Annotated in this window: 18 protein-coding genes and 1 pseudogene; 16 read left to right on the top strand and 3 right to left on the bottom strand. The window is 66.1% G+C overall.

All coding sequences use genetic code 11. The features are described 5' to 3' along the window. Positions 1–24: 24 nt before the first annotated feature. Both OHB26_RS21410 and OHB26_RS21405 read right to left on the bottom strand, forming a co-directional pair. Positions 25–1,224, bottom strand: coding sequence for a lipid-transfer protein (locus tag OHB26_RS21410; protein ID WP_330179048.1), 1,200 nt, complete (start codon positions 1,222–1,224; stop codon positions 25–27). Next, on the bottom strand, positions 1,217–1,663 hold the full coding sequence (locus OHB26_RS21405) for a Zn-ribbon domain-containing OB-fold protein (protein ID WP_442942695.1): 447 nt from the start codon (positions 1,661–1,663) through the stop codon (positions 1,217–1,219). Before OHB26_RS21405 ends, OHB26_RS21410 begins: the two co-directional genes overlap by 8 nt. A gap of 90 nt (positions 1,664–1,753) precedes the next feature. Here OHB26_RS21405 and OHB26_RS21400 point away from each other — a divergent pair, with 90 nt between their 5' ends. From OHB26_RS21400 to OHB26_RS21330, 15 genes and pseudogenes are all read left to right on the top strand, one after another. Further along, a complete protein-coding gene (locus OHB26_RS21400) occupies positions 1,754–2,575 on the top strand; it encodes a GTP-binding protein (protein ID WP_330179047.1) in 822 nt (273 codons plus the stop codon). Between the two features lie 353 nt (positions 2,576–2,928). Further along, a complete protein-coding gene (locus tag OHB26_RS21395) occupies positions 2,929–4,350 on the top strand; it encodes a family 2B encapsulin nanocompartment shell protein (protein WP_330179046.1) in 1,422 nt (473 codons plus the stop codon). 342 nt (positions 4,351–4,692) lie between these two features. Then, a complete protein-coding gene (locus OHB26_RS21390; protein WP_330185733.1) occupies positions 4,693–5,658 on the top strand; it encodes a polyprenyl synthetase family protein in 966 nt (321 codons plus the stop codon). Positions 5,659–5,663: 5 nt separating this feature from the next. Beyond that, entirely contained in the window at positions 5,664–6,659 is a 996-nt protein-coding gene (mvk, locus tag OHB26_RS21385) for a mevalonate kinase (protein ID WP_330179045.1), read from the top strand. Continuing rightward, positions 6,656–7,696: a diphosphomevalonate decarboxylase gene (gene mvaD, locus OHB26_RS21380; protein ID WP_330179044.1), complete on the top strand. Its 1,041-nt coding sequence runs from the start codon at positions 6,656–6,658 to the stop codon at positions 7,694–7,696. Before mvk ends, mvaD begins: the two co-directional genes overlap by 4 nt. Then, the gene (locus OHB26_RS21375) at positions 7,693–8,787 is read left to right on the top strand and encodes a phosphomevalonate kinase (protein ID WP_330179043.1); all 1,095 of its coding nucleotides are present in this window, start codon (positions 7,693–7,695) and stop codon (positions 8,785–8,787) included. Before mvaD ends, OHB26_RS21375 begins: the two co-directional genes overlap by 4 nt. Further along, positions 8,787–9,866, top strand: coding sequence for a type 2 isopentenyl-diphosphate Delta-isomerase (gene fni / locus OHB26_RS21370; RefSeq protein WP_330179042.1), 1,080 nt, complete (start codon positions 8,787–8,789; stop codon positions 9,864–9,866). The genes OHB26_RS21375 and fni overlap by 1 nt, the downstream gene beginning before the upstream one ends. A 63-nt stretch (positions 9,867–9,929) precedes the next feature. Continuing rightward, positions 9,930–10,988, top strand: coding sequence for a hydroxymethylglutaryl-CoA reductase (locus tag OHB26_RS21365; protein ID WP_330179041.1), 1,059 nt, complete (start codon positions 9,930–9,932; stop codon positions 10,986–10,988). After that, positions 10,985–12,187 (top strand): hydroxymethylglutaryl-CoA synthase, encoded by a 1,203-nt coding sequence (locus OHB26_RS21360; RefSeq protein ID WP_330179040.1) that lies wholly within the window; start codon positions 10,985–10,987, stop codon positions 12,185–12,187. Before OHB26_RS21365 ends, OHB26_RS21360 begins: the two co-directional genes overlap by 4 nt. A gap of 141 nt (positions 12,188–12,328) precedes the next feature. Continuing rightward, positions 12,329–14,587 carry a terpene synthase family protein gene (locus tag OHB26_RS21355; RefSeq protein WP_330179039.1) on the top strand — a complete coding sequence of 753 codons (2,259 nt, stop codon included), beginning with the start codon at positions 12,329–12,331 and terminating at the stop codon, positions 14,585–14,587. Between the two features lie 136 nt (positions 14,588–14,723). Next, entirely contained in the window at positions 14,724–15,992 is a 1,269-nt protein-coding gene (locus OHB26_RS21350) for a cytochrome P450 (protein ID WP_330179038.1), read from the top strand. Between the two features lie 31 nt (positions 15,993–16,023). Next, positions 16,024–16,767, top strand: coding sequence for a CatB-related O-acetyltransferase (locus OHB26_RS21345; protein WP_330179037.1), 744 nt, complete (start codon positions 16,024–16,026; stop codon positions 16,765–16,767). A 547-nt stretch (positions 16,768–17,314) separates the two neighbouring features. Then, positions 17,315–17,443, top strand: a complete 129-nt coding sequence (locus tag OHB26_RS21340; RefSeq protein ID WP_330179036.1) for a hypothetical protein — start codon at positions 17,315–17,317, stop codon at positions 17,441–17,443. Next, positions 17,440–17,781 carry a YciI family protein gene (locus tag OHB26_RS21335; RefSeq protein WP_330179035.1) on the top strand — a complete coding sequence of 114 codons (342 nt, stop codon included), beginning with the start codon at positions 17,440–17,442 and terminating at the stop codon, positions 17,779–17,781. The genes OHB26_RS21340 and OHB26_RS21335 overlap by 4 nt, the downstream gene beginning before the upstream one ends. 78 nt (positions 17,782–17,859) lie before the next feature. Then, positions 17,860–18,223 (top strand): annotated as a pseudogene (locus OHB26_RS21330) (RNA polymerase sigma factor); the annotation flags it as partial. A 40-nt stretch (positions 18,224–18,263) separates the two neighbouring features. Here the strand turns inward: OHB26_RS21330 and OHB26_RS21325 are convergent. After that, positions 18,264–19,067, bottom strand: coding sequence for a transporter substrate-binding domain-containing protein (locus OHB26_RS21325; RefSeq protein WP_330179034.1), 804 nt, complete (start codon positions 19,065–19,067; stop codon positions 18,264–18,266). Between the two features lie 158 nt (positions 19,068–19,225). Here OHB26_RS21325 and aroQ point away from each other — a divergent pair, with 158 nt between their 5' ends. Beyond that, entirely contained in the window at positions 19,226–19,810 is a 585-nt protein-coding gene (gene aroQ, locus OHB26_RS21320; protein ID WP_330179033.1) for a gamma subclass chorismate mutase AroQ, read from the top strand. Positions 19,811–19,837: the final 27 nt, after the last annotated feature.

The following is a 19,837-nucleotide window of genomic DNA, read 5'->3' as shown; positions in this document are numbered from 1 at the left end:
CAGCGCCCCGGGATGACCCCGGCGTCAGCGGGTGGCGATGATCGCCGATCCGTGGCCGAACAGGCCCTGGTTCACCGCGATACCCGCGCGGGGGTTCTCCACCTGCCGCCCGTCGGCCTGCCCGCGCAGCTGCCAGGTGAGTTCACAGATCTGAGCGATGGCCTGCGCGGGAATAGCCTCGCCGAAGCAGGCCAGTCCGCCACTGGGGTTGACCGGTACGCGTCCTCCCAATGTAGTTGCGCCACTGCGCAACAGCTGCTCCGCACCGCCTACCTCACAGAGGCCGATATCCTCGTACCAGTCCAACTCCAGCGCGGTCGACAGGTCGTAGACCTCGGCGAAGGACAGGTCCTGCGGGCCGATTCCGGCCTCCTCGTACGCCGCGTGCGCGATAGCGGAACGGAAGGTGCGCGACTGCGGTTCGACGGCGACAGCGGAATCCGTCGAGAAGTCCGGGAGATCGACGACCGTCTTCGGGAAGGTCGGGGTCACCGTGGAGAGCGCGCTGATGCGCACCGGGTCGGCGATGCCGTGCTTGCGCGCGTACTCCATCGACGTCAGCACCAACGCCGCGCCGCCGTCACTGGTCGCGCAGATGTCGAGCAGGCGCAGCGGGTCCGAGACGATTGCCGAGGCGGCGATCTCCTCGGCCGAAACCTCTTTGCGGTAGCGGGCATTCGGGTTGTTCAGGCCGTGCCGGGCGTTCTTCACCTTGACCGCGGCGAAGTCGTCGAGGGTGGCGCCATGCAGGGCCATCCGGCGGCGGGCATACAGCGCGAAGTAGATGGGATTGGTCGCGCCGAGCAGGTGGAAGCGCAGCCAGTCCGGGTCATCGCGGCGCTCACCGCCGACGGGCTGGAAGAAGCCCTTCGGGGTGGTGTCCGCGCCGACCACAAGCGCCACATCGGTCAATCCGGCCAGAATCTGGGCGCGAGCATTGGCGATCGCCTGCGCCCCGGAGGCGCACGCGGCATAGCTGCTCGAGATGCGCGCACCCGACCAACCCAGCGCCTGCGCGAAGGTCGCACCGGCAACGAAACCCGGGTAGCCATTGCGGATGGTGTCCGCGCCCGCGATGTAGCCGACATCGCGGTGGTCGATCCCGGCATCGGCCAGCGCCGCACGCGCGGCGACCAGCCCGTATTCGACGAAGTTGCGCCCCCACTTGCCCCACGGGTGCATACCCGCGCCGAGGACGGCGATATCGCGATTCGTCTCAGTCATTGACCGGCCTCCACATCCACACCGTGTGCTCCGCTTCGTCGTCCTCGTACAGCACACCGACGGTCAACTCGACCGGCATTCCCACGGCCAGGTCATCGACGGTGAGCCCGCGCACGACCTGTCCGAGAATCACCATCTTCTCGACCTCGAGCTCCACTGCCGCAACGACATACGGCACGAACGGATCGGCCGAGACATAGGGCGCGGGCGGCTTGTACCTGGCATCGGCGTAGGACCAGATCCGGCCACGCGTGGAAAACAGGTACTCGACGAGCTCAGTCCCGTCCTTCGGACCCTCACAGTACGGATTCCGACAGGCGAGCGTGTTCTTCGGAAAATACGGTGTGGCACAGCTGGTACACCGGGTTCCCTTCAGACGCGCCACGCCGTCCTCCGCAGTGAACCAGTCGGCCACGGCCGGGCGTTGTTCTTTCTGCACAGCCCCGACGGTATAGGAACACGTTCTACTTTGGGGCGGAATTCCGCTCCGGCGATCCAGCACCGCAGGTACCGTGAGAACGAATTGGGGATGCGACGACGCCCCCGAGTCGATCTGGAGTACCACAGCACGATGGGCACCAAAGCCATTGACCCGCAGTCGATCCGCAATGTCACCATGATCGGCGACCCCGAGACCACGGCGCGGCTGATCCAGCGGCTGCGGCGCTCGGCCGGTACGGTCGGCAGCGGCGAAATCCATTGGTCGACAGCGCGAGTCGAGCACACCATCCGCATCGCGGAGCTCTCGGGTCACTCCCCCGCGGTCGAGCTCGAACGGTCCATCCGGGTGGCAGACGGCATCATCGCACTGGCGCACGCGGCCACCCCGCATACTCCTCAACTCGAAACCATGCTGCGCATAGCCGACGACCATCAGGTCGCCCGCCTATGCCTGATCGATGCGCTCGACCACCCCGCCGCCGATTTCAACGGCTGCGTTCAGTCGATCGCGGACACCCGCGGGGCGGTTCCCCTCACCCTGCAGATCCCCATCGGCCTCGGCTCGACCTTCGAAGGTGTCATCGACCTTCTTCCCATGTGGGCCCTCGAACCCCTGGCGGCCGAAATCTACGGCCCCCATTGGGAACTCGCCGAGGAGCGCTACCGGTTGTTGATCAAAACGGTGATGGAGCAGGACACCCCCGGCGCGACCGCCTTCCACGCCCTCCGCGACATCCCCCTGGAGCAACTCCAGCACCGCATCCGCTCCCTGACCCGCATCGGCGATATCGTCCCCATCCTCTGCGGCGCACCTCCCACCCTCGACGAGATCTCTCTCCTCGACGCCATAATCCGTTACCTCCCATCCCCGTTGGAGGTATGCCAACCCGAACACGCCCTCGACTACTGACCGGCGCCGTAACAGGTCGGCAGCAGGATTCCAATCAGACCATTCTGGACTGAATTCGATGAAAACTCGCTATGCCGGTACGTCAGCGAAGTATTCGGAATGCTGTTTGCATCGACAGCCGGATACGCAGTACAACAATGCTATCAAACCGACCGGACCGGTCCCTTTTCGGATCAATATCTTTCGACGAATTGATGCAATTACGATACGGATTCGGGCAATCGAGTTGTACCGTGGCAATTGCCAGAATGCACTGTCGCACAGGAACTTTCGCTGGTCATCGACCCAGGCGCTTCCGTAGCGGCGTGTCGGCGGTTGCGACTGTGGGCATCATGTGGGAAGAAGGATGACGCATGTCGATCGAAACCCCCGCTTCAACCGAACATCAGGTGCAAAAGAGCCTCAGCACCGTGGCCGCCCGGAATCTGGCGTCCACCACCAAATCCGAACCACAAATGCAGTCCATCACCTCGCGGTGGCTGACCAAAATGCTGCCCTGGGTCGAAGTGAGCGGCGGCGTGTACCGAGTGAACCGGCGACTCACCTACACCCTGGGCAGCGGCGATGTCGAATTCATCACCGAGGGCGGTAAGTCCCGGGTGATCCCACAGGAGCTGCGAGAGCTGCCCGCACTGCGCGACTTCGCCGACGACGACGCCCTGTCCTCCCTCGCGAGTCAGTTCGAACAGAATGAATACGAACCGGGCGAGGTGCTGGCCGAGTTCGGCAACTCGATGGATCAGGTCGTCCTCGTCGTGCACGGCAAGCTGAACAAGATCAGCACAGGTGAGTACGGGGAACAGCAGGTTGTCGGAATACTCTCGGGCGGAGACTATTTCGGCGATGCCATGCTGACCGAGACCTCGGCCATCTGGCCGGTCACGATCAAAACGGTCACCGCGACCACGGTCCTGGCCCTGCCGCGCGCATCGCTGAGCGGAATACTCGACCGGATTCCGGCACTGCGCCAGCATCTCGAACAGTACGCCGCCGCGCCGACCCAACCCCAGAACAAACAGGGCGAGGCCAGCATCACGGTGGAGTCCGGGCACACCGGCGAACCGCAACTACAGGGCACCTTCGTCGATTACGAGATGCAGCCTCGCGAGTACGAACTGAGCGTCGCGCAGAGCGTACTGCGGATCCACACCCGCGTCGCGGACCTGTTCAACAACCCGATGAACCAGGTGGACCAGCAATTGCGGCTGACCGTCGAGGCCCTGCGCGAACGCCAGGAACACGACCTGGTGAACAACCCCGAGTTCGGTCTGCTGCACAACGCCGACAGCAAACAGCGCGTCGACACCTATTCCGGCCCACCCACCCCGGACGACCTCGACGATCTGCTGAGCATGCGCCGCAGCACCAAACTGCTTCTGGCACACCCCAAAGCGATCGCCGCGTTCGGCCGCCAATGCAGCGCCCGCGGCCTCTATCCGGACCCCGTCGACGTCGACGGAAGCCGGGTTCCCGCATGGCGGGGCGTTCCGATCTTCCCGTGCAGCAAGATCCCGGTCAGCGTCACCGGCACCACCTCCATTCTCGCCATGCGCACCGGGGAGAAGGATCAGGGCGTCGTCGGCCTGCACGCCACCGGCATCCCGGACGAATACGAACCCGGTCTCAATGTGCGATTCAAAGGCATCGACGACCAATCGATCATCTCGTATCTGGTCAGCGCCTACTATTCGGCGGCAGTGCTGGTACCCGACGCCCTCGGCATTCTCGACAACGTCCTGGTCTCCCGGCAACAGGATCCGGCCGGAGCCGAGTAGGCACCACGCGACGCCGAGTCCCGCAGATTTGCGGTGAATGCGGTACGCCGCCCGTGCGACGGCGTGCCCCCACCACATCGGCGTCGCGTCCAGGACCAGTTCATCGAGCGCCATCGTCTTGGACGCTCACCTCGAATTCTCGGCGATAACCATGCGCGGCAACCGTTTCCGCGTGCTCGGCCACCACCGTTCGAATCATTCCGCCGCAGCGATGAGGGCATCACCATGACCGCAGAGCCTGAGACAGTCCTACCCGCACCGACCCATGATGCTCGGTCCATCATTACCGACCAGCCGAACTCGGCTCCCCGCCGAGCAGGCGAAGTCCTGGCACAGGCCCGCATGATCTGCGAACCGGCGCTGCGGGAGTCGGTGCAGTCGCTGCCGGATGCGTTGCTGCGCATGGCCGGTTACCACTTCGGCTGGTGGAACCCGGAGGGCATACCGTGCCGTGCCGGATCCGGGAAAGCCTTGCGCCCGGCGCTGACGCTCGGGACCGCGGCCATGTACGGCGCCGAACCGGCAGCCATCGCCCCCGTCGCGGCGGCGATAGAACTGGTGCACAATTTCGCGCTCATTCACGACGACGTGATCGACGGTGACCCGACCCGCCGCGGCAGACCGACGGTATGGGCGGTGTGGGACGTCCCTGCCGCCGTCCTGCTCGGCGATGCGCTGCACGCGCTGGCGGTCCGGGTACTCGCCGCACACGTGCCCGCCGGGGAGGCGCGCGAAGCGATCGACCGGCTCGAATCAGCGGTGATCGAGATGTGCCGGGGCCAGCAGGAGGACTGTTCCTTCGATGGCCGTCACCCCACCAGCGTCCTGGACTACGAGCGCATGGCGATGGGAAAGACCGGCGCGCTGCTGGGCTGCGCCTGCGCGCTCGGGGCGCTGCGCGCCGGAGCCGGAGCGACCGCGGTGTCGGCGATGGACCGGTTCGGTCGCGAATTGGGCATGGCCTTCCAATACACCGACGACCTGATCGGCATCTGGGGCGATCCGGGGGTCAGCGGAAAGCCCAGCAGTGACCTGGCCAGACGCAAGAAGTCGATGCCGGTCGTCACCGCGCTGCACTCGAACGCCCCGGCCGCCCGCGAACTCGACGGGTTCTATCGGGCGGAGGCGCCCATGTCCCAGGCCGATATCGCACGAGCCGCCGTCCTGGTCGACGCGATGGGCGGCCGGCGAACCACCCAGCACCACGCCGACCGACGCATCGCCGCCGCCCTCGCCGCACTGCCGGATCGGCCGGCCGCCACCGATCTGATCACGTTGGCGCACAACATAACCCATCGGGATCGGTGACCGCGATGACATCCGATCGCGCCGCCGTCACCGCGGATGACCGCACGGTGGGCACCGGCCGGGCGCACGGCAAGGTCGTTCTGCTGGGTGAACACGCGGTCGTGCACGGGATGCCCGCGATAGCCGTCCCCCTGCCCGCACTCACCGTCACCGCGTGCGCGCGTATCGCACCGAACGCGACACCGGTGTCCATGCCCGGGGCAGACCTCTTGTGCGGCAGGGTATTTCGCTGCCCGGCGCCACCCGGTTCGACGGTCGCGAATTCCGGTCCACAGGTCGCGGCAGAGCAGGCGCTCAAACGGTGGAAGCCTGTCGGCGGACCTGTCGAGATACGCCTGGTCGGTGATATCCCGGTTGCCCGCGGGCTCGGATCGAGCGCGGCGTACGCGGCCGCGGCGGTCCGCGCCGTCGCCGATCTCTGCGGCGAGTTCGATGACCCCGACACCCTGTACGAACTCGTTCAATATGGTGAGCAATTGGCGCACGGCCGCGCCAGTGGCGTCGACGCCCGCGCCGTGCTGGCCGCCGGGCCGATCTGGTTCCAGCACGGCATCGCACATCCGATCAATACCGGTCTGGACGCCACCTTTGTCGTCGCGGACAGCGGAATCGCGAGCGGCACAAGACAAGCAGTGACAGCCGTGCGCGCTGAGTTCGATCGGCGCCCGCTGCGCGCACGACGACTGCTGGACTGGGCGCGCGAGATCACCGAGGCGGCGGCCCAGGATCTCGCGGACGGTGACGCCCCGGCACTCGGAGCCGAACTCACGGACTTTCAAGCCGTGCTGACCGAGCTCGGCGTGAGCACCGCGGAGATCGATCGACTGATAGCGGTCGCGCGACAGGCAGGCGCGCTGGGGGCGAAACTGACCGGTGGGGGGCTCGGCGGGTGCATCCTCGCACTCACCGCCGGTCCAGCCGAGGCCGAAGTGGTCAGCACGGCCCTGCGCACGGCGGGCGCGACACAGACTTGGACCTTCACAACCGGTGACCGGCCATGAACCCGGAAGCCGCGATGGTGCCCGCGATCCTCGAAACCGGCGACGGCGTCACCGCTGTCGCGCACCCGAACATCGCGCTGGTCAAATACTGGGGCAAACGCGATGAATCGCTGATACTTCCAGCTACCGGCAGTCTGTCGATGACGCTGAATCTGTATCCGACGACGACCACGGTGCGACTGACCACGCGCGCGCCCGCGGACTCGGTCACCATGAACAGCCGCCCCGCGCCCCGGCAGACCCACCTGCGCGTCGAACGGTTCCTGAACACGGTCCGCGCCTTCACCGGTCGCGATGAGCGTGCCGTGGTGGAGACGACCAATACGGTGCCGACCGGTGCCGGGTTGGCTTCCTCGGCAAGCGGATTCGCCGCGCTGGCCACTGCCGCGGCCACCGCGTTCGGCCTCGAACTCGACCCCCGGGCGCTGTCGCGGCTGGCGCGCCGGGGCTCGGGATCCGCGTGCCGGTCGATCTTCGGCGGACTGGTGGTGTGGCATGCGGGCACAGGCGACGGCGCGGCCGGGGACCGTAGTTCATATGCCGAACCGATCGATGCCGAAGGGCTCGACCCGGCCTTGATCATCGCGGTGGTCGACCCCGCTCCGAAGGCGATGTCGAGCCGGGAAGCCATGCGCCGGACCATCGCCACTTCGCCGTTCTACCTGCCGTGGACCACCGTGAACGCCACCGATCTCGACGCCATGCGCGCCGCCGTCGCCCGCGCCGATCTCGACGCCATGGGGGAAATCGCCGAACGCAGCGCGTTCGGGATGCACGCCACCATGCTCGCGGCTCGCCCGCCGATCCGATATCTGTCGCCGCTCTCGCTGTCAGTACTGGACCGGGTGGTGGCGCTGCGGGCAGACGGCATCACCGCCTACGCCACCATGGACGCGGGACCCAATGTGAAAGTGCTCTGCGCTCGCACCGATGCGACCCGGATCGCCGCCGCGATATCCGCGGTGGGACAGCATATCTCGACGCATGTGGCCCTCCCCGGCCCCGGCGCCGCACTCCTGCCCGGCGGCGGCTCGTGATCACCCGCAGCGCACCGGGCAAGCTCTACATCGCGGGCGAATACGCCGTCCTCGCACCGGGATATCCCGCCGTGCTCGTCGCTGTCGACCGCTACGCCACCGTCACGATCGGGGCCGCGGACCCGCCCGATGCGACGACTCTGCACTCGACACTCTCCGGCGGTATCAGCATGCGCTGTGAGTGGGCCGACGGACGAGTGCACCGCCCGCCCACCGGTCGTGACGGACGCGGCGCTTTCGACTACGTGCTCTCGGCCGTCGCGGTTGTCGATCGGCTGATCGCCGAACGCGGCCTGCACCGTCGCCACTTCCGGCTGGCGGTCACCAGTAGCCTCGCCGACCGCGACGGCCGCAAGTTCGGCCTCGGCTCCAGCGCCGCGGTCACCGTCGCCACGGTGGCGGCGCTGGCCGCGTTCTACGGACTCGACCTGACTCGGATGCAGCGATATCGGCTCGCCATGCTGGCCACCACGGACATCGCGCCGAACACCTCCGGCGGCGACGTCGCGGCGAGCACGTGGGGCGGCTGGATCGCCTACCGGTCACCCGACCGCCGCCAGCTGTCGGATCGGGTCGCCGAGCACGGGATCGTCGACTGCCTTGCGATGCCTTGGCCGGGACTGTCCATTCAGCCGCTACCGACACCGAAAGACCTTCGGCTGCATGTCGGCTGGACCGGGCACCCCGCCTCGACACCGGCGCTGATCGCCGAACTGCGGCGCGGAGGATTCGCTGCCTACGACGACTTTCTGCCCTCCAGCGCCACATGCGTCGATCACCTCATCACCGCACTCCGGCACCAGGACTCACACCGAATCCTGCACGAAATACGCTGCGCCCGAGAAGTACTCGCCAAGCTGGACGCCGCAACCAACCTCGGCATCATCACACCGCGGCTCGAAACCCTCTGTGCGAGCGCCGAAGCGGTCGGCGCGGCGGCCAAGCCTTCGGGCGCGGGCGGCGGTGACTGCGGTATCGCGCTGATCGAGCGCGACCGGCGGGATGCGAGCGCCGAGCTCGCGGACCGCTGGGCGCGAAACGGAATTCGCGCATTGCCCTTGAATGCCGCTGCACGCGAAAGGCGCCTGTGATGATCGGCAACCGCAAGGACGACCACGTGCGACATGCGGTCGACCAGCAACGAGAAGGCCACGACTCCAACGACTTCGAATCAGTGGCGTTTCTGCACCACGCCTGCGCCGGGATCGACTACGCGGACGTCGCGCTGAGCCTCGAGATCACCGGAAAACCCTGGGCGGCACCACTGTTCATCAACGGCATGACCGGCGGCAGCGAGCGCACCGGGCAGATCAATCGCGAGCTGGCCATCGCCGCGCGCGAGACCGGGCTCCCCATCGCCTCCGGATCCATGAGCGCCTACTTCGCCGACGACACCGTCGCCGACAGCTACCGCGTGCTCCGCGGCGAGAACCCGCGCGGATTCGTCATGGCCAATGTGAACGCCAACGCCACCGTCGAACAGGTCCGCCGAGCCGTCGCCCTGCTCGAAGCCGACGCGGTGCAGATTCACCTCAACGCGGTGCAGGAGATCGTGATGCCGGAAGGAGACCGTTCCTTCGCGGGCTGGCCTCGGCAGATCGAACGCATCACCCAGGCCGTCGAGGTGCCCGTGGTGGTCAAGGAAGTCGGCTTCGGACTCAGCCGCCGCACCGTGCGGTGGCTGCGCGAGGCCGGGGTCGCGGCGGCGGATGTCGGTGGCCGCGGCGGCACCAACTTCGCGCGGATCGAGAACAACCGCCGCACCGGCGCGGACTTCTCCTTCGCGCAGGGCTGGGGTCAGTCCACCGTGTGCTGTCTGCTCGACGTCTCGGATCTGACGGGTATCGAGATTCTCGCCTCCGGCGGCGTCCGCTCCCCGCTGGACGTGGCACGCGCACTCGCCTTGGGCGCCAAGGCAACCGGCGTCGCCGGTCATTTCCTGCGCATCCTCGTCGATCAGGGCACCGACGCGCTCGTCACGACGATCGAGAACTGGCTCGAACAACTACGGCAACTGATGACGGTGCTCGGTGCGCGGACGCCGGACGAGTTGCTCCGCTGCGATCTGCTGCTCACCGGTGACGTCGAGTCGTTCTGCCGACTCCGCGGCATCGACCCGATGGCATACAGCTTCCGCAGCCCCGATTCGAGCGTACGGAGGCACAGCTGAGCGATGCCTCAGTGCCGCGATCCGGCGCTGATTTCCGGAGGGCCGACGAGTGGAGGAATCCGTATGAACGAATCATCTTGTGCCGCAGTCCCACTCGAATGGGTGGGACCGATCCGGATCAGCGGGGACACCGTCCGCGACGAGGTCGAGGTTCCGCTCGCCACCTACGAATCACCGCTGTGGCCGTCCGTGCGGCGGGGCGCGCGAATCTCCACCATGGTCGAATCCGGCATCCTGGCCACCGTCGTGGACGATCGCATGGCACGGTCGGTGCTGCTCGAAGCCGACGACGCCCGCACCGCGTATACGGCGGTGCGGCTGCTGGAGCACGATTTCGGGCAGCTGCGCGAGGTGGTCTCGAACGGCAGCCGATACGCCGAGCTGATCGGCCTGCATCATCAAATAGCCGGGAACCTGCTGTTTCTGCGCTTCGAGTTCACCACCGGGGACGCGGCCGGCCACAATATGGCCACCCTCGCGGCCGACCAACTGCTGGACCATATTCTGCGATCGGTGCCCGGAGTGCGGTACGGCTCGATCTCCGGCAACTACTGCACGGACAAGAAGGTCTCCGCGGTCAATGGGATCCTGGGCCGCGGCAAGAACGTCGTCACCGAGTTGCTCATCCCGCGCGAGGTGGTGGCACAACGGCTGCACACCACCGCCGCCCGAGTGACCACGTTGAACATCCGCAAGAATCTGATCGGCAGCACCCTCGCCGGTGGAATCCGAACGGCCAACGCCCATTACGCCAATATGCTGCTCGCCTTCTACCTGGCCACCGGGCAGGACGGCGCGAATATCGTCGAAGGCTCCCAAGGCATTACGCATACCGAGGATCGCGACGGCGACCTCTACTTCTCGTGCACGCTACCCAATCTCATAGTCGGAACCATCGGCAACGGCAAACATCTCGGGTTCGCGCAGGAGAACCTGCGCCGCCTGGGCTGTCGCGCCGAACGCGCCCCGGGCGCTAACGCCCGCCGCCTCGCGGTCATCGCCGCGGCCACCGTGCTGTGCGGCGAACTCTCGCTGATGGCGGCACAGACCAATCCCGGCGAACTCATGCGGGCCCACAGTCAACTCGAACGTCCAGCCACACGAATTGGAGCGCAACGATGAACGCGAGACCGGTCGGCATTCATGACATCTCCTTCGCGACAACGCATTACGTCCTCGATCACGTGGTGCTCGCCCAGCAGCACGGCGTGGACGCCGACAAGTTCCACTTCGGCCTCGGACAGGACGCGATGAGCATCGCGGCCGCCGACGAGGACATCGTCACCATGGCCGCCGCCGCGGCCGCACCCATTATCGAGCGGCACGGCGTCGAGCACCTGCGCACGGTATTGCTGGCCACCGAGAGCGGTATCGACCAAGCCAAATCCGCTGGGCTCTACCTGCATTCATTGCTTGGCCTGCCCACCGCCGCCCGCGTCGTCGAACTCAAACAGGCCTGCTACGGAGCCACCGCCGCACTCCAGTTCGCCATGGCGCTCATCACCGTCGACCCGTCACAGCGAGTGCTGGTCATCGCCACCGATATCGCGAAATACGAATTGGGTACCGCGGCCGAACCGACCCAGGGCGCCGCGGCGGTGGCCATGTTGGTGACCGCCGACCCCGCGATACTGCGGCTCGAACCCGTTTCGGGGGTGTACGCGAAGGACATCATGGACTTTTGGCGTCCCAACTATCGCACCGCCGCCGTGGTGGATGGAAAGTCCTCGGTGCTGGCCTATCTGGAGGCCATCGAAGGAGCCTGGCAGGACTACCGGGACCGCGGCGGGCGGAAGCTGACCGAGTTCACGCAATTCTGCTACCACCAGCCCTTCACGAAGATGGCCTACAAAGCGCACCGCCACCTGCTCGACAGCCAGGGATTCACGCCAGACCCGCAGACCGTCGAGGCCGCCGTATCCGACAGCACCGGCTACAACCGGACCATCGGGAACAGCTACACCGCCTCCCTCTACCTGGGTCTGGCCGCCGCGCTGGATGGCCACGCCGATCTCAGCGGCCGGCCCATCGCACTCGTGAGCTACGGATCAGGTTGTGTCGCAGAGTTTTTCGGCGGAACGGTGGTCGACGGCTACCGGGATCAGCTCCGGACGGCCGCCAACGGCAACGCCATCACCCGCCGCAAGCCGATCGACTACGACCGCTACCGCGCACTCCACGAAGCCGAACTACCCTCCGACGGCAGGCGCCATGTCCTGCCCGAGGAGACGAGCGGGCCGTTCCGACTGGCAGCGATTTCCGAGCATAAGCGGATCTATGAGACACGAACGGAGCACATCGAACTGACCGAGATCAACTGATACACGACTGATCCATACATCAATTCGGCAGCGTCGCCGCGCAATCGCCCTGCTCGACCGGATATCGGTATCAGCGGCCAGGCGCAGGGCTCCCAATCATCACGCTTCAGCTCTACTGAGCGTCTTCCACAGGGATAGCCAATGTCGACCAAGGAATCATTCCGGCGACCAGAGTTCTATATGCCCTACCCCGCGCGATGCAATCCGAATGTCGAGTCCGCGCGCGCCCATGGCAAGGCCTGGGCAATCGATCTGGGCATGCTGGGCGCACCCCCCGGCGCACCGGGCCACGGCGTATGGGACGAATCCTGGTTCGACTCCATGGATTTCGCCCGGTACGCCGCACTGATCTACCCGGACGCCATCGCACCGGAGTTGGACCTGCTGACCGACTGGCATATCTGGGCGTGGTTCCTCGACGACTTCTTCGCCGAAACCTTCACTCATTCAGGGGATTCGGCCGGCGGGAACGAGTACATCGCCCATCTCACGGAGTACATGCGCGTACCGGCCGAGGCGACGCCCGGCAATCCCGCCGAGGCCGGCCTGGCGGACCTGTGGGCGCGCACGGTGCCTGCCAAATCGAAGAATTGGCAAACTCGACTGGCCCGCGTCGTCGAGGACTATCTGCGCAACACCGCGCGCGAGGTCTATCCGGCCGATCGGAGCTGGGTGCCCAACCCGATCAACTACGTCATCGATCTGCGGCGCAAGGCCGGGGGTATGGAACTGGTGGCATGTCTGATCGAGCACGCCAACGGTGTGGAGATTCCCGCCGCGGTCGCGGTGACCCGGCCGCTGCGTGCACTCCGGGACACCTTCTCCGACGGGGTGGACCTGCGCAACGACATACTCTCCTATCCGAAGGAGTCCCGCGCCGGGGAGATCAACGGGGTCACCATCACCGAGCGGTTCCTCGACTGCGACCTACACCGGGCCGTCGACCTCGTCAATGAACTGGCCACCGCTCGGATGCAGCAGTTCGAGGACACGGTCCGATTCGAGCTGCCGATCCTGTTCGGGGACTACCTACTGGTCCCGCAATTACCGCTCGCGATCCTCCGGTACGTGCAGGGGCTCCAGGATTGCATGGCGGGAGATCACCAATGGGCATCGCAGAGCGTTCGCTATCGGGATATCGCACCGCAGGACGACACCGATACCGCTCGACCCGCCTTCGGTCCCACCGGCGTGGGCACCTCGGCGACCCGCATCACCAACCCGAGGCTGGAGCACCCGCCGCAGGTGGCGGACATCGGCACCGAACCATCAGGGTCGCCGGAACTACTGGGACCCAACAGGATCGGCTCGACGAGCGCCCAACTCGGGCTGGCCCGCCGCGCGGCGGCGGTGGCCTGGCCCGACCAGCCCGCGACGACGGATGAATCCGAGACCGAACTTCCCGAGTTCTATATGCCGTTCGCTCCGAGGATTCATCCGGCCTTGGCGGAGATCCAAACCCGAACCAAGGGATGGGTCGTCGAGATGGGGATGCTGGACTGCGGACTGAGCGAGTGGAACGAGGCGGGTTTCGACGCCAAGCAGATACCGAAGTTCGCCGCGCAATGCTTTCCGGACACCGCCACCCAGACGCTCGGATCGGCCGCCGAATGGCTCGCGTGGACCTTCTTCCTCGGGGACTACTCCGATGAGCTCTTCCGGAACCGCCGAGATATCGCCGGGGCGAAGATCGCCTTCGACCGGCTCATAGCCTTCATGCCGATCGCACACCCGGAGGTCCTCCCACCCCCGGCGAGTCCGCTCGAACGAGGTCTGGCCGACCTGTGGCGGCGCACCGCGCCCGCCATGCCCGAACACTGGCGAAGCCGACTCGCGGAGAGCATTCTGCGGACGTGCGAGGGACTGCTGTGGGAGATCCTCAACTTCGTCGAGAATCAGATACCCGATCCGGTCGACTACCTCGAAATGCGCCGAAGCACCTGCGGCGCAGGCATTCTCGTGATTCTGCTCGACTACACACTCGACCTGGAGAACCCGCCCGAATGGCACGAGTCCGTGCCGATGCGCGAACTCGTCGACGCGTTGCGCGACTGGAACGGGTTGCTCAACGACCTCTTCTCCTATTGGAAGGAGACGGAGAAGGAAGCCGAGATCCACAATTTCGTGCTGATCATGCGGCGGTTCCTGGACTGTGGCTGCGGCAGGCACTCACCCTCACCAACGACCTGGTCACGTCCCAGCTGCGACACTTCGAGCACAGCACCGCGACCGAATTGCCGAACCTGGCCGACGAACTCGACCTGGATGCCGACCAGCGCGCGACCCTGGACACCTACGTCCACGGACTACAGCGACTCATCGCAGGAATCTTCCAGGCCCACCTGGACGTGGCCGCGAGTCGCTACGAGTTGGCGGCCGGAACGCACACCACCCCGCTGACCGATACACGGGACACTCGACTGCCCTTCGGTCCCACTGGAATCGGCACTGCCGCGGCCAGAATCGGATCCGACCGCCCGGAACCCACTGCGGTGCAGCCCGATATCGTGATCGAACCCGGAACGGTGGTCGTCCGATGACCACCGAAGAACAGACTGTGAACAGCACACCCGATGACGACACTCCGATCGGGCGAGTCGGTTTCGGATTGTTCGAACCGGCGACGCGAGCCAACCCCTACCCGGTGTACCACCGACTACGCGAACAAGCACCGATCTACCACAGCCCGGCGGGGATCCACATCTTCAGCAGGTACGCCGACGCCGCCGCCATCCTGTGCGATCCGCGATTCGGTTACAGCGAGCCCCGCGCTCCCCTCGGCCGCGCTCTGCTCACCGAACACGACCGGACCGGGCTGCTGCGTGACGACCACGGAAAGTCCGTCAGCTCCTTCCTGACTCGGAATCCACCGGACCACAATCGATTACGCCGATTCGTCGCACCGTCTTTCACGCCTCGCGCGGTAGCGCGGCTGGCGCCGCGCATCACCGCCATCACCGACGCACTGCTGGACACGGCATTGGCGTCGCGCGAGGTCGATCTCGTCGAATCGTTCGCCTACGCACTGCCTTTCACCGTGATCTGTGAGCTGCTCGATATTCCGGCTGCCGACCACACCATGGTCCAGCACTGGTCGCACACCATGGCCCGCGGGCTCGACCCCGAATTCCTCGTTCCCCCACAGAGAGTCGAGCAGCGGGTGCGGGCCGTGCTGGAGACCGCGGCCTACTTCCACGAACTCTCCGCGCAGCGGCGTGCGCACCCGGGATCCGACCTGCTCTCGGAACTGGCCACGATCGAAGACAACGGAGACGCACTCACCGCACCCGAACTGCTGTCCACCTGTCTGCTGCTACTGGTCGCCGGACACGAATCCACGGCCAGCCTCATCGCCAGCGGTGTCCTCGCACTGCTGGACCACCCCGATCAGCTCGCCCGCCTGCGCGCCGAACCAGGCTTGGCCGCAGCTGCCGTCGAAGAGGTCCTGCGCTACGACCCGCCGCCGCAACTGGTCTTCCGAGCCACCCTGACCGACCTCACGATCGGCGAGTCGTTCCTACCCGCGGGGACCATGGCAATGGTGCTTCTGGGAGCGGCGAATCGCGACCCCGCCGAATTCCCGGACCCCGACCGGCTCGACCTCACCCGCGCGACACAACGACATCTCGCCTTCAGCCAAGGAATCCACTTCTGCCTCGGCGCTCCGCTGGCCCGGCTCCAAGCCACCATCGCATTGCGCCGACTGCTGGAACGCACCACCACCGTGGCGCTGAACGGGCAACCCCGATGGAAACCCAATGTCGCACTACGCGGGCTGGAAGCACTGCCCATCACCCTGCGCTGACCCAGCACGCCCCGATCTCGAAGGAGTCCCTATGAGCGCACCCAACCGCACCGAACCAGAGCAGGCGGGCTGGCGCTGGGGACCTCGATCCGGTGCGACGGGCGCACCGGATCCCACCCGAATACACCCGCTGCCAACACATCCGCGAGTCGTATTCCTCCGCCCCCTCATCACCGCCGACCACATATCGGTCGGCGAATACACCTACTACGACAATTTCGACCATCCCGAGAACTTCGAACGCGAATGCGTCCGCTACGACTATCGACCCGACCGGCTGATCATCGGCCGATACTGCGCCCTGGCCTCCGGCGTCCGGTTCCTGATGTCCGGGGCCAATCACCGGATGGACGGCGTCTCCACCTTCCCGTTCGCCATCTTCGACGGCGATTGGGCCGCGGCCACCCACGATCTGATCAACCTCGAAGCCATGCCCGGCAAAGGCGACACCGTCGTGGGCAACGACGTATGGCTGGGATACGGCGCGATCGTCCTACCCGGAATCCGAATCGGGCACGGTGCGATCGTCGCGGCCGGCTCCGTCGTCTCCGCCGACATACCCGACTATGGCGTCGTGGCGGGTAACCCCGCCCGACTGATCCGACGCCGATTCACCGACGAGGAGATCGCTCTACTTCTACGCCTGGCCTGGTGGGATTGGCCCGCCGAAGCCGTAACCCGGCACGCCCGCATATTGATGGCCGGCTCCCCCCGCCAACTCGCCGACGCCGCCGAAACCTCCGGACTTATGCCACCGGCGAGTACGAAACAGTGACCTCCGGAAGCTGTCCCCGGCCGCAAACTCAATGTGTATTTGCTCAGTTCCACTGGTGCACAACGATATCGGTACCAAAACCCCTGGCGTGCCGCGGCACCGGTGATCATGTCCCAAATCCGTTTTGCCATCGGGATCAGCGGCACCGCCGCAGTGAACCCCAACCCCGCCGGGGACTGCCACGACGAAGACCCGGCTCAATCGGGGCGCGGTATCCGGGCCCGCAGTAACGGTGAGATCGATCGGCCGAATTCGACCTCCCCTCAATGTCTGAAACGGCAATGCCCGTTCGTATAGGTGATGAACCCGGCACCGCGCCGGGATCACCGGAGGGAGCGAACATGGGCAGCATTATCGCGGTGGTCAGCCTCACCTTGGACGGAGTCATGCAGGCACCCGGCCGCGCGGACGAGGATCCCCGGGACGGATTCGAATACGGCGGGTGGGCGATTCCGTACGCGGACCCGATTCAGGGCCAACTGGTCGGCGGGCATATGGCCGCGTCCGAACGGGCATTGCTCTTGGGCCGCCGGACCTACCAGGACTGGTGCTGGGGACCGGGCAGCGGTTGTTCGACGGCGTCGATCTCGGCGCGATGCGGCTGGCCGACAGCCTCACCACGACGACCGGTGTCATCATCGCCACGTACCGGCGCACGACGGAGGAGTCGCGTTGAAACAGTATCTGCTCAGCATCTATCAGCCCGACGACACCGATCCGCCCGACAATCTGGCCGAGATCATGCACGACCTGGAGACGCTAAACGACGAAATGCGGACCGCCGGGGCCTGGGTGTTCGCGGCCGGACTGCACGCGCCGAGCACCGCCACCGTGCTGCGGGCCGCCGGATCCGAAGTCCTCGTCACCGACGGTCCGTACGCCGAGGGTAAGGAGCACATCGGCGGATTCACCGTCATCAGGGCGGCCGATCTCGACGAAGCACTGGAATGGGGTCGGCGACTGGCCCGGGTCGTCACGCTGCCGATCGAAGTGCGACCGCTACAGGACGGCTGAAATGGGCTCCGCCGCAGTCGATGTCGCGACAATCGTGAAGACTAGGTACAGGACAGCGAGTACCGAGTTCAGGCCCACAACCAACCCGGCCCCTACCAGCTACAGGCCGCCATCAATGCCGTCCACGCCGACGCCCCTACATCCGCCGAAACCGACTGGCCCCAAATCCTCCACCTCTACGACCAGCTCGCGGGCCCTGTCCCCAAGCCCGATCATCGCGCTCAACCGGGCCGTAGCCCTAGCCGAGGTGCAAGGCCCGCGAGCAGCCCTCGACACCCTGAACCTCCCCCACCACTACCTCTTCCACGCCATCCGCGCCGATCTGCTCCGCCGATTGGGCATGAACCCCGAAGCCGCCCAAGCCTACGAAGCCGCCCTCGCCTACACCCGAAACCAATCCGAACGCAATTTCCTACTTGCCCAACGTAATACGGTCGTCTGACGGCCGCATCGGATACGCGCGAGCCCGAACGCTTTGTCGCTCAGCCGATCCAATTGTCCAGCAACTGAGCGGATCTGCCGGTGCTGATCTGGGTTTGCAGCCAGGCGTCGACGACGGCGTTGAAGGCCAGGTCGCCGCGCGGCAGGAGGTAGGCCTTGGTGGCGGAGTCGAAGGGGCGGTCGGGATGCAGGACCTGTAGGTCCGGGTGGGTCAACCGCCGGTAGCGGCCCTCGACCGAATCGGTGACGAAGACATCGGCGTTGCCCTGCTCGAGCTGGTCGTAGATGGTGAGATTGTCGGGCCAGACGATGAGCTGGGCGTCGGGGAAGTTCGCGCGAGCGAACTTCTCGTTGGTACCACCGGGATTGACGATGACGCGGACACCCGGCTTGTTGATATCCGCGATAGTCGAGAAGGCGTCGCCATCCCCGCGGCGGGTGACCGGAGTCTTGCCGTCGGTGGCGATCGGAACCGAGAAGTCGGCGACGCGACGGCGCTCGGCGGTATCGGAGATACCGCCGACCGCCAGATCGCAGTGCGCGACGAAATCATCGGCCAGGGCGGCCCAAGTGGTCGGAATCCATTGCGGCACAGCGTGCAAGGTCGCCGCGAGGTCGGTGGCCAGGGTGATGTCGACCCCCTGATACGAACCGTCCGCCGCACGCAGGGTGTAGGGCGGATAGTCACCGGTGGTGCACACGCGCAACACACCCGTCTGCGCGACGGTGAGCAACCGCGACGGCCCCGGGTCCGCGGTGGCCGAAGGACCGGCAATCCCGGCGGCGAGCAGCCAGCCCACCACGGCCATACTCAGCGACGGCAACAGTCGAGTCGAAATGCGCACGCGCACAGGCTACTCAACGGCAGCGCCGGAAGATCACCACGCGTGGCGACTTTGACATACTCGATCCCGCGATATCGAACCTGATCGGCGCGGATTACGCCGGAGCGGCGACAACGTGTGCGGCGATCACCGCGGGAACGAGAGCAGGAGCGAATGCGATGAAAGCTATGACAGTGGCCGCAGCGACGGCGATGGTACTGCTCGCCGGATTCGGCAACGCCGCACCCTCAACCGCAAACCAGCCCGAATCACTGAATCACCTGACCGACCTCCTGGCCGCTCGCCTCGCCACCGCCGACACCGTCGCCGCCGCGAAATGGGCAACCGCAACCCGCGACGGCACCGACCCCGTCATCGACGATCCCGCCCGAGAGGCACAGATCGGCGACGCGATGGCCACCTTGGGCACCGCCCACGGTCTACCCGAAACCTGGGTGCGGCAAGTCTTCCAGGGCCAGATCGACGCCAACAAAATCGTGCAGCACTCCCTGATCCTGGAATGGCGCCACAACATCCCGCCCACCCCCACCCCCGCAATGGACCTCACAACAGTGCGCCCGATAATCGACCAACTCAACACCGAGATCATCACCGAAATGGCCGACACCCGAGCCGCATTGACAAGCCCCGACTGCCCCACCCACCTCCTGGCCAGCGTAATGACCACCATCACCACCCACCACAGCGATCCCCTCCACCAGGCAGCCCTCATGCGCGCGGCAACACCACTGTGCGGCGCATGATCCACCGTTGGCACACACGCGGGGCGT

It is taken from the genome of Nocardia sp. NBC_01503, assembly GCF_036327755.1.
In the GTDB taxonomy this organism is placed as follows: Bacteria; Actinomycetota; Actinomycetes; order Mycobacteriales; family Mycobacteriaceae; genus Nocardia.
This window is presented reverse-complemented; position numbering and strand designations above follow the sequence as displayed.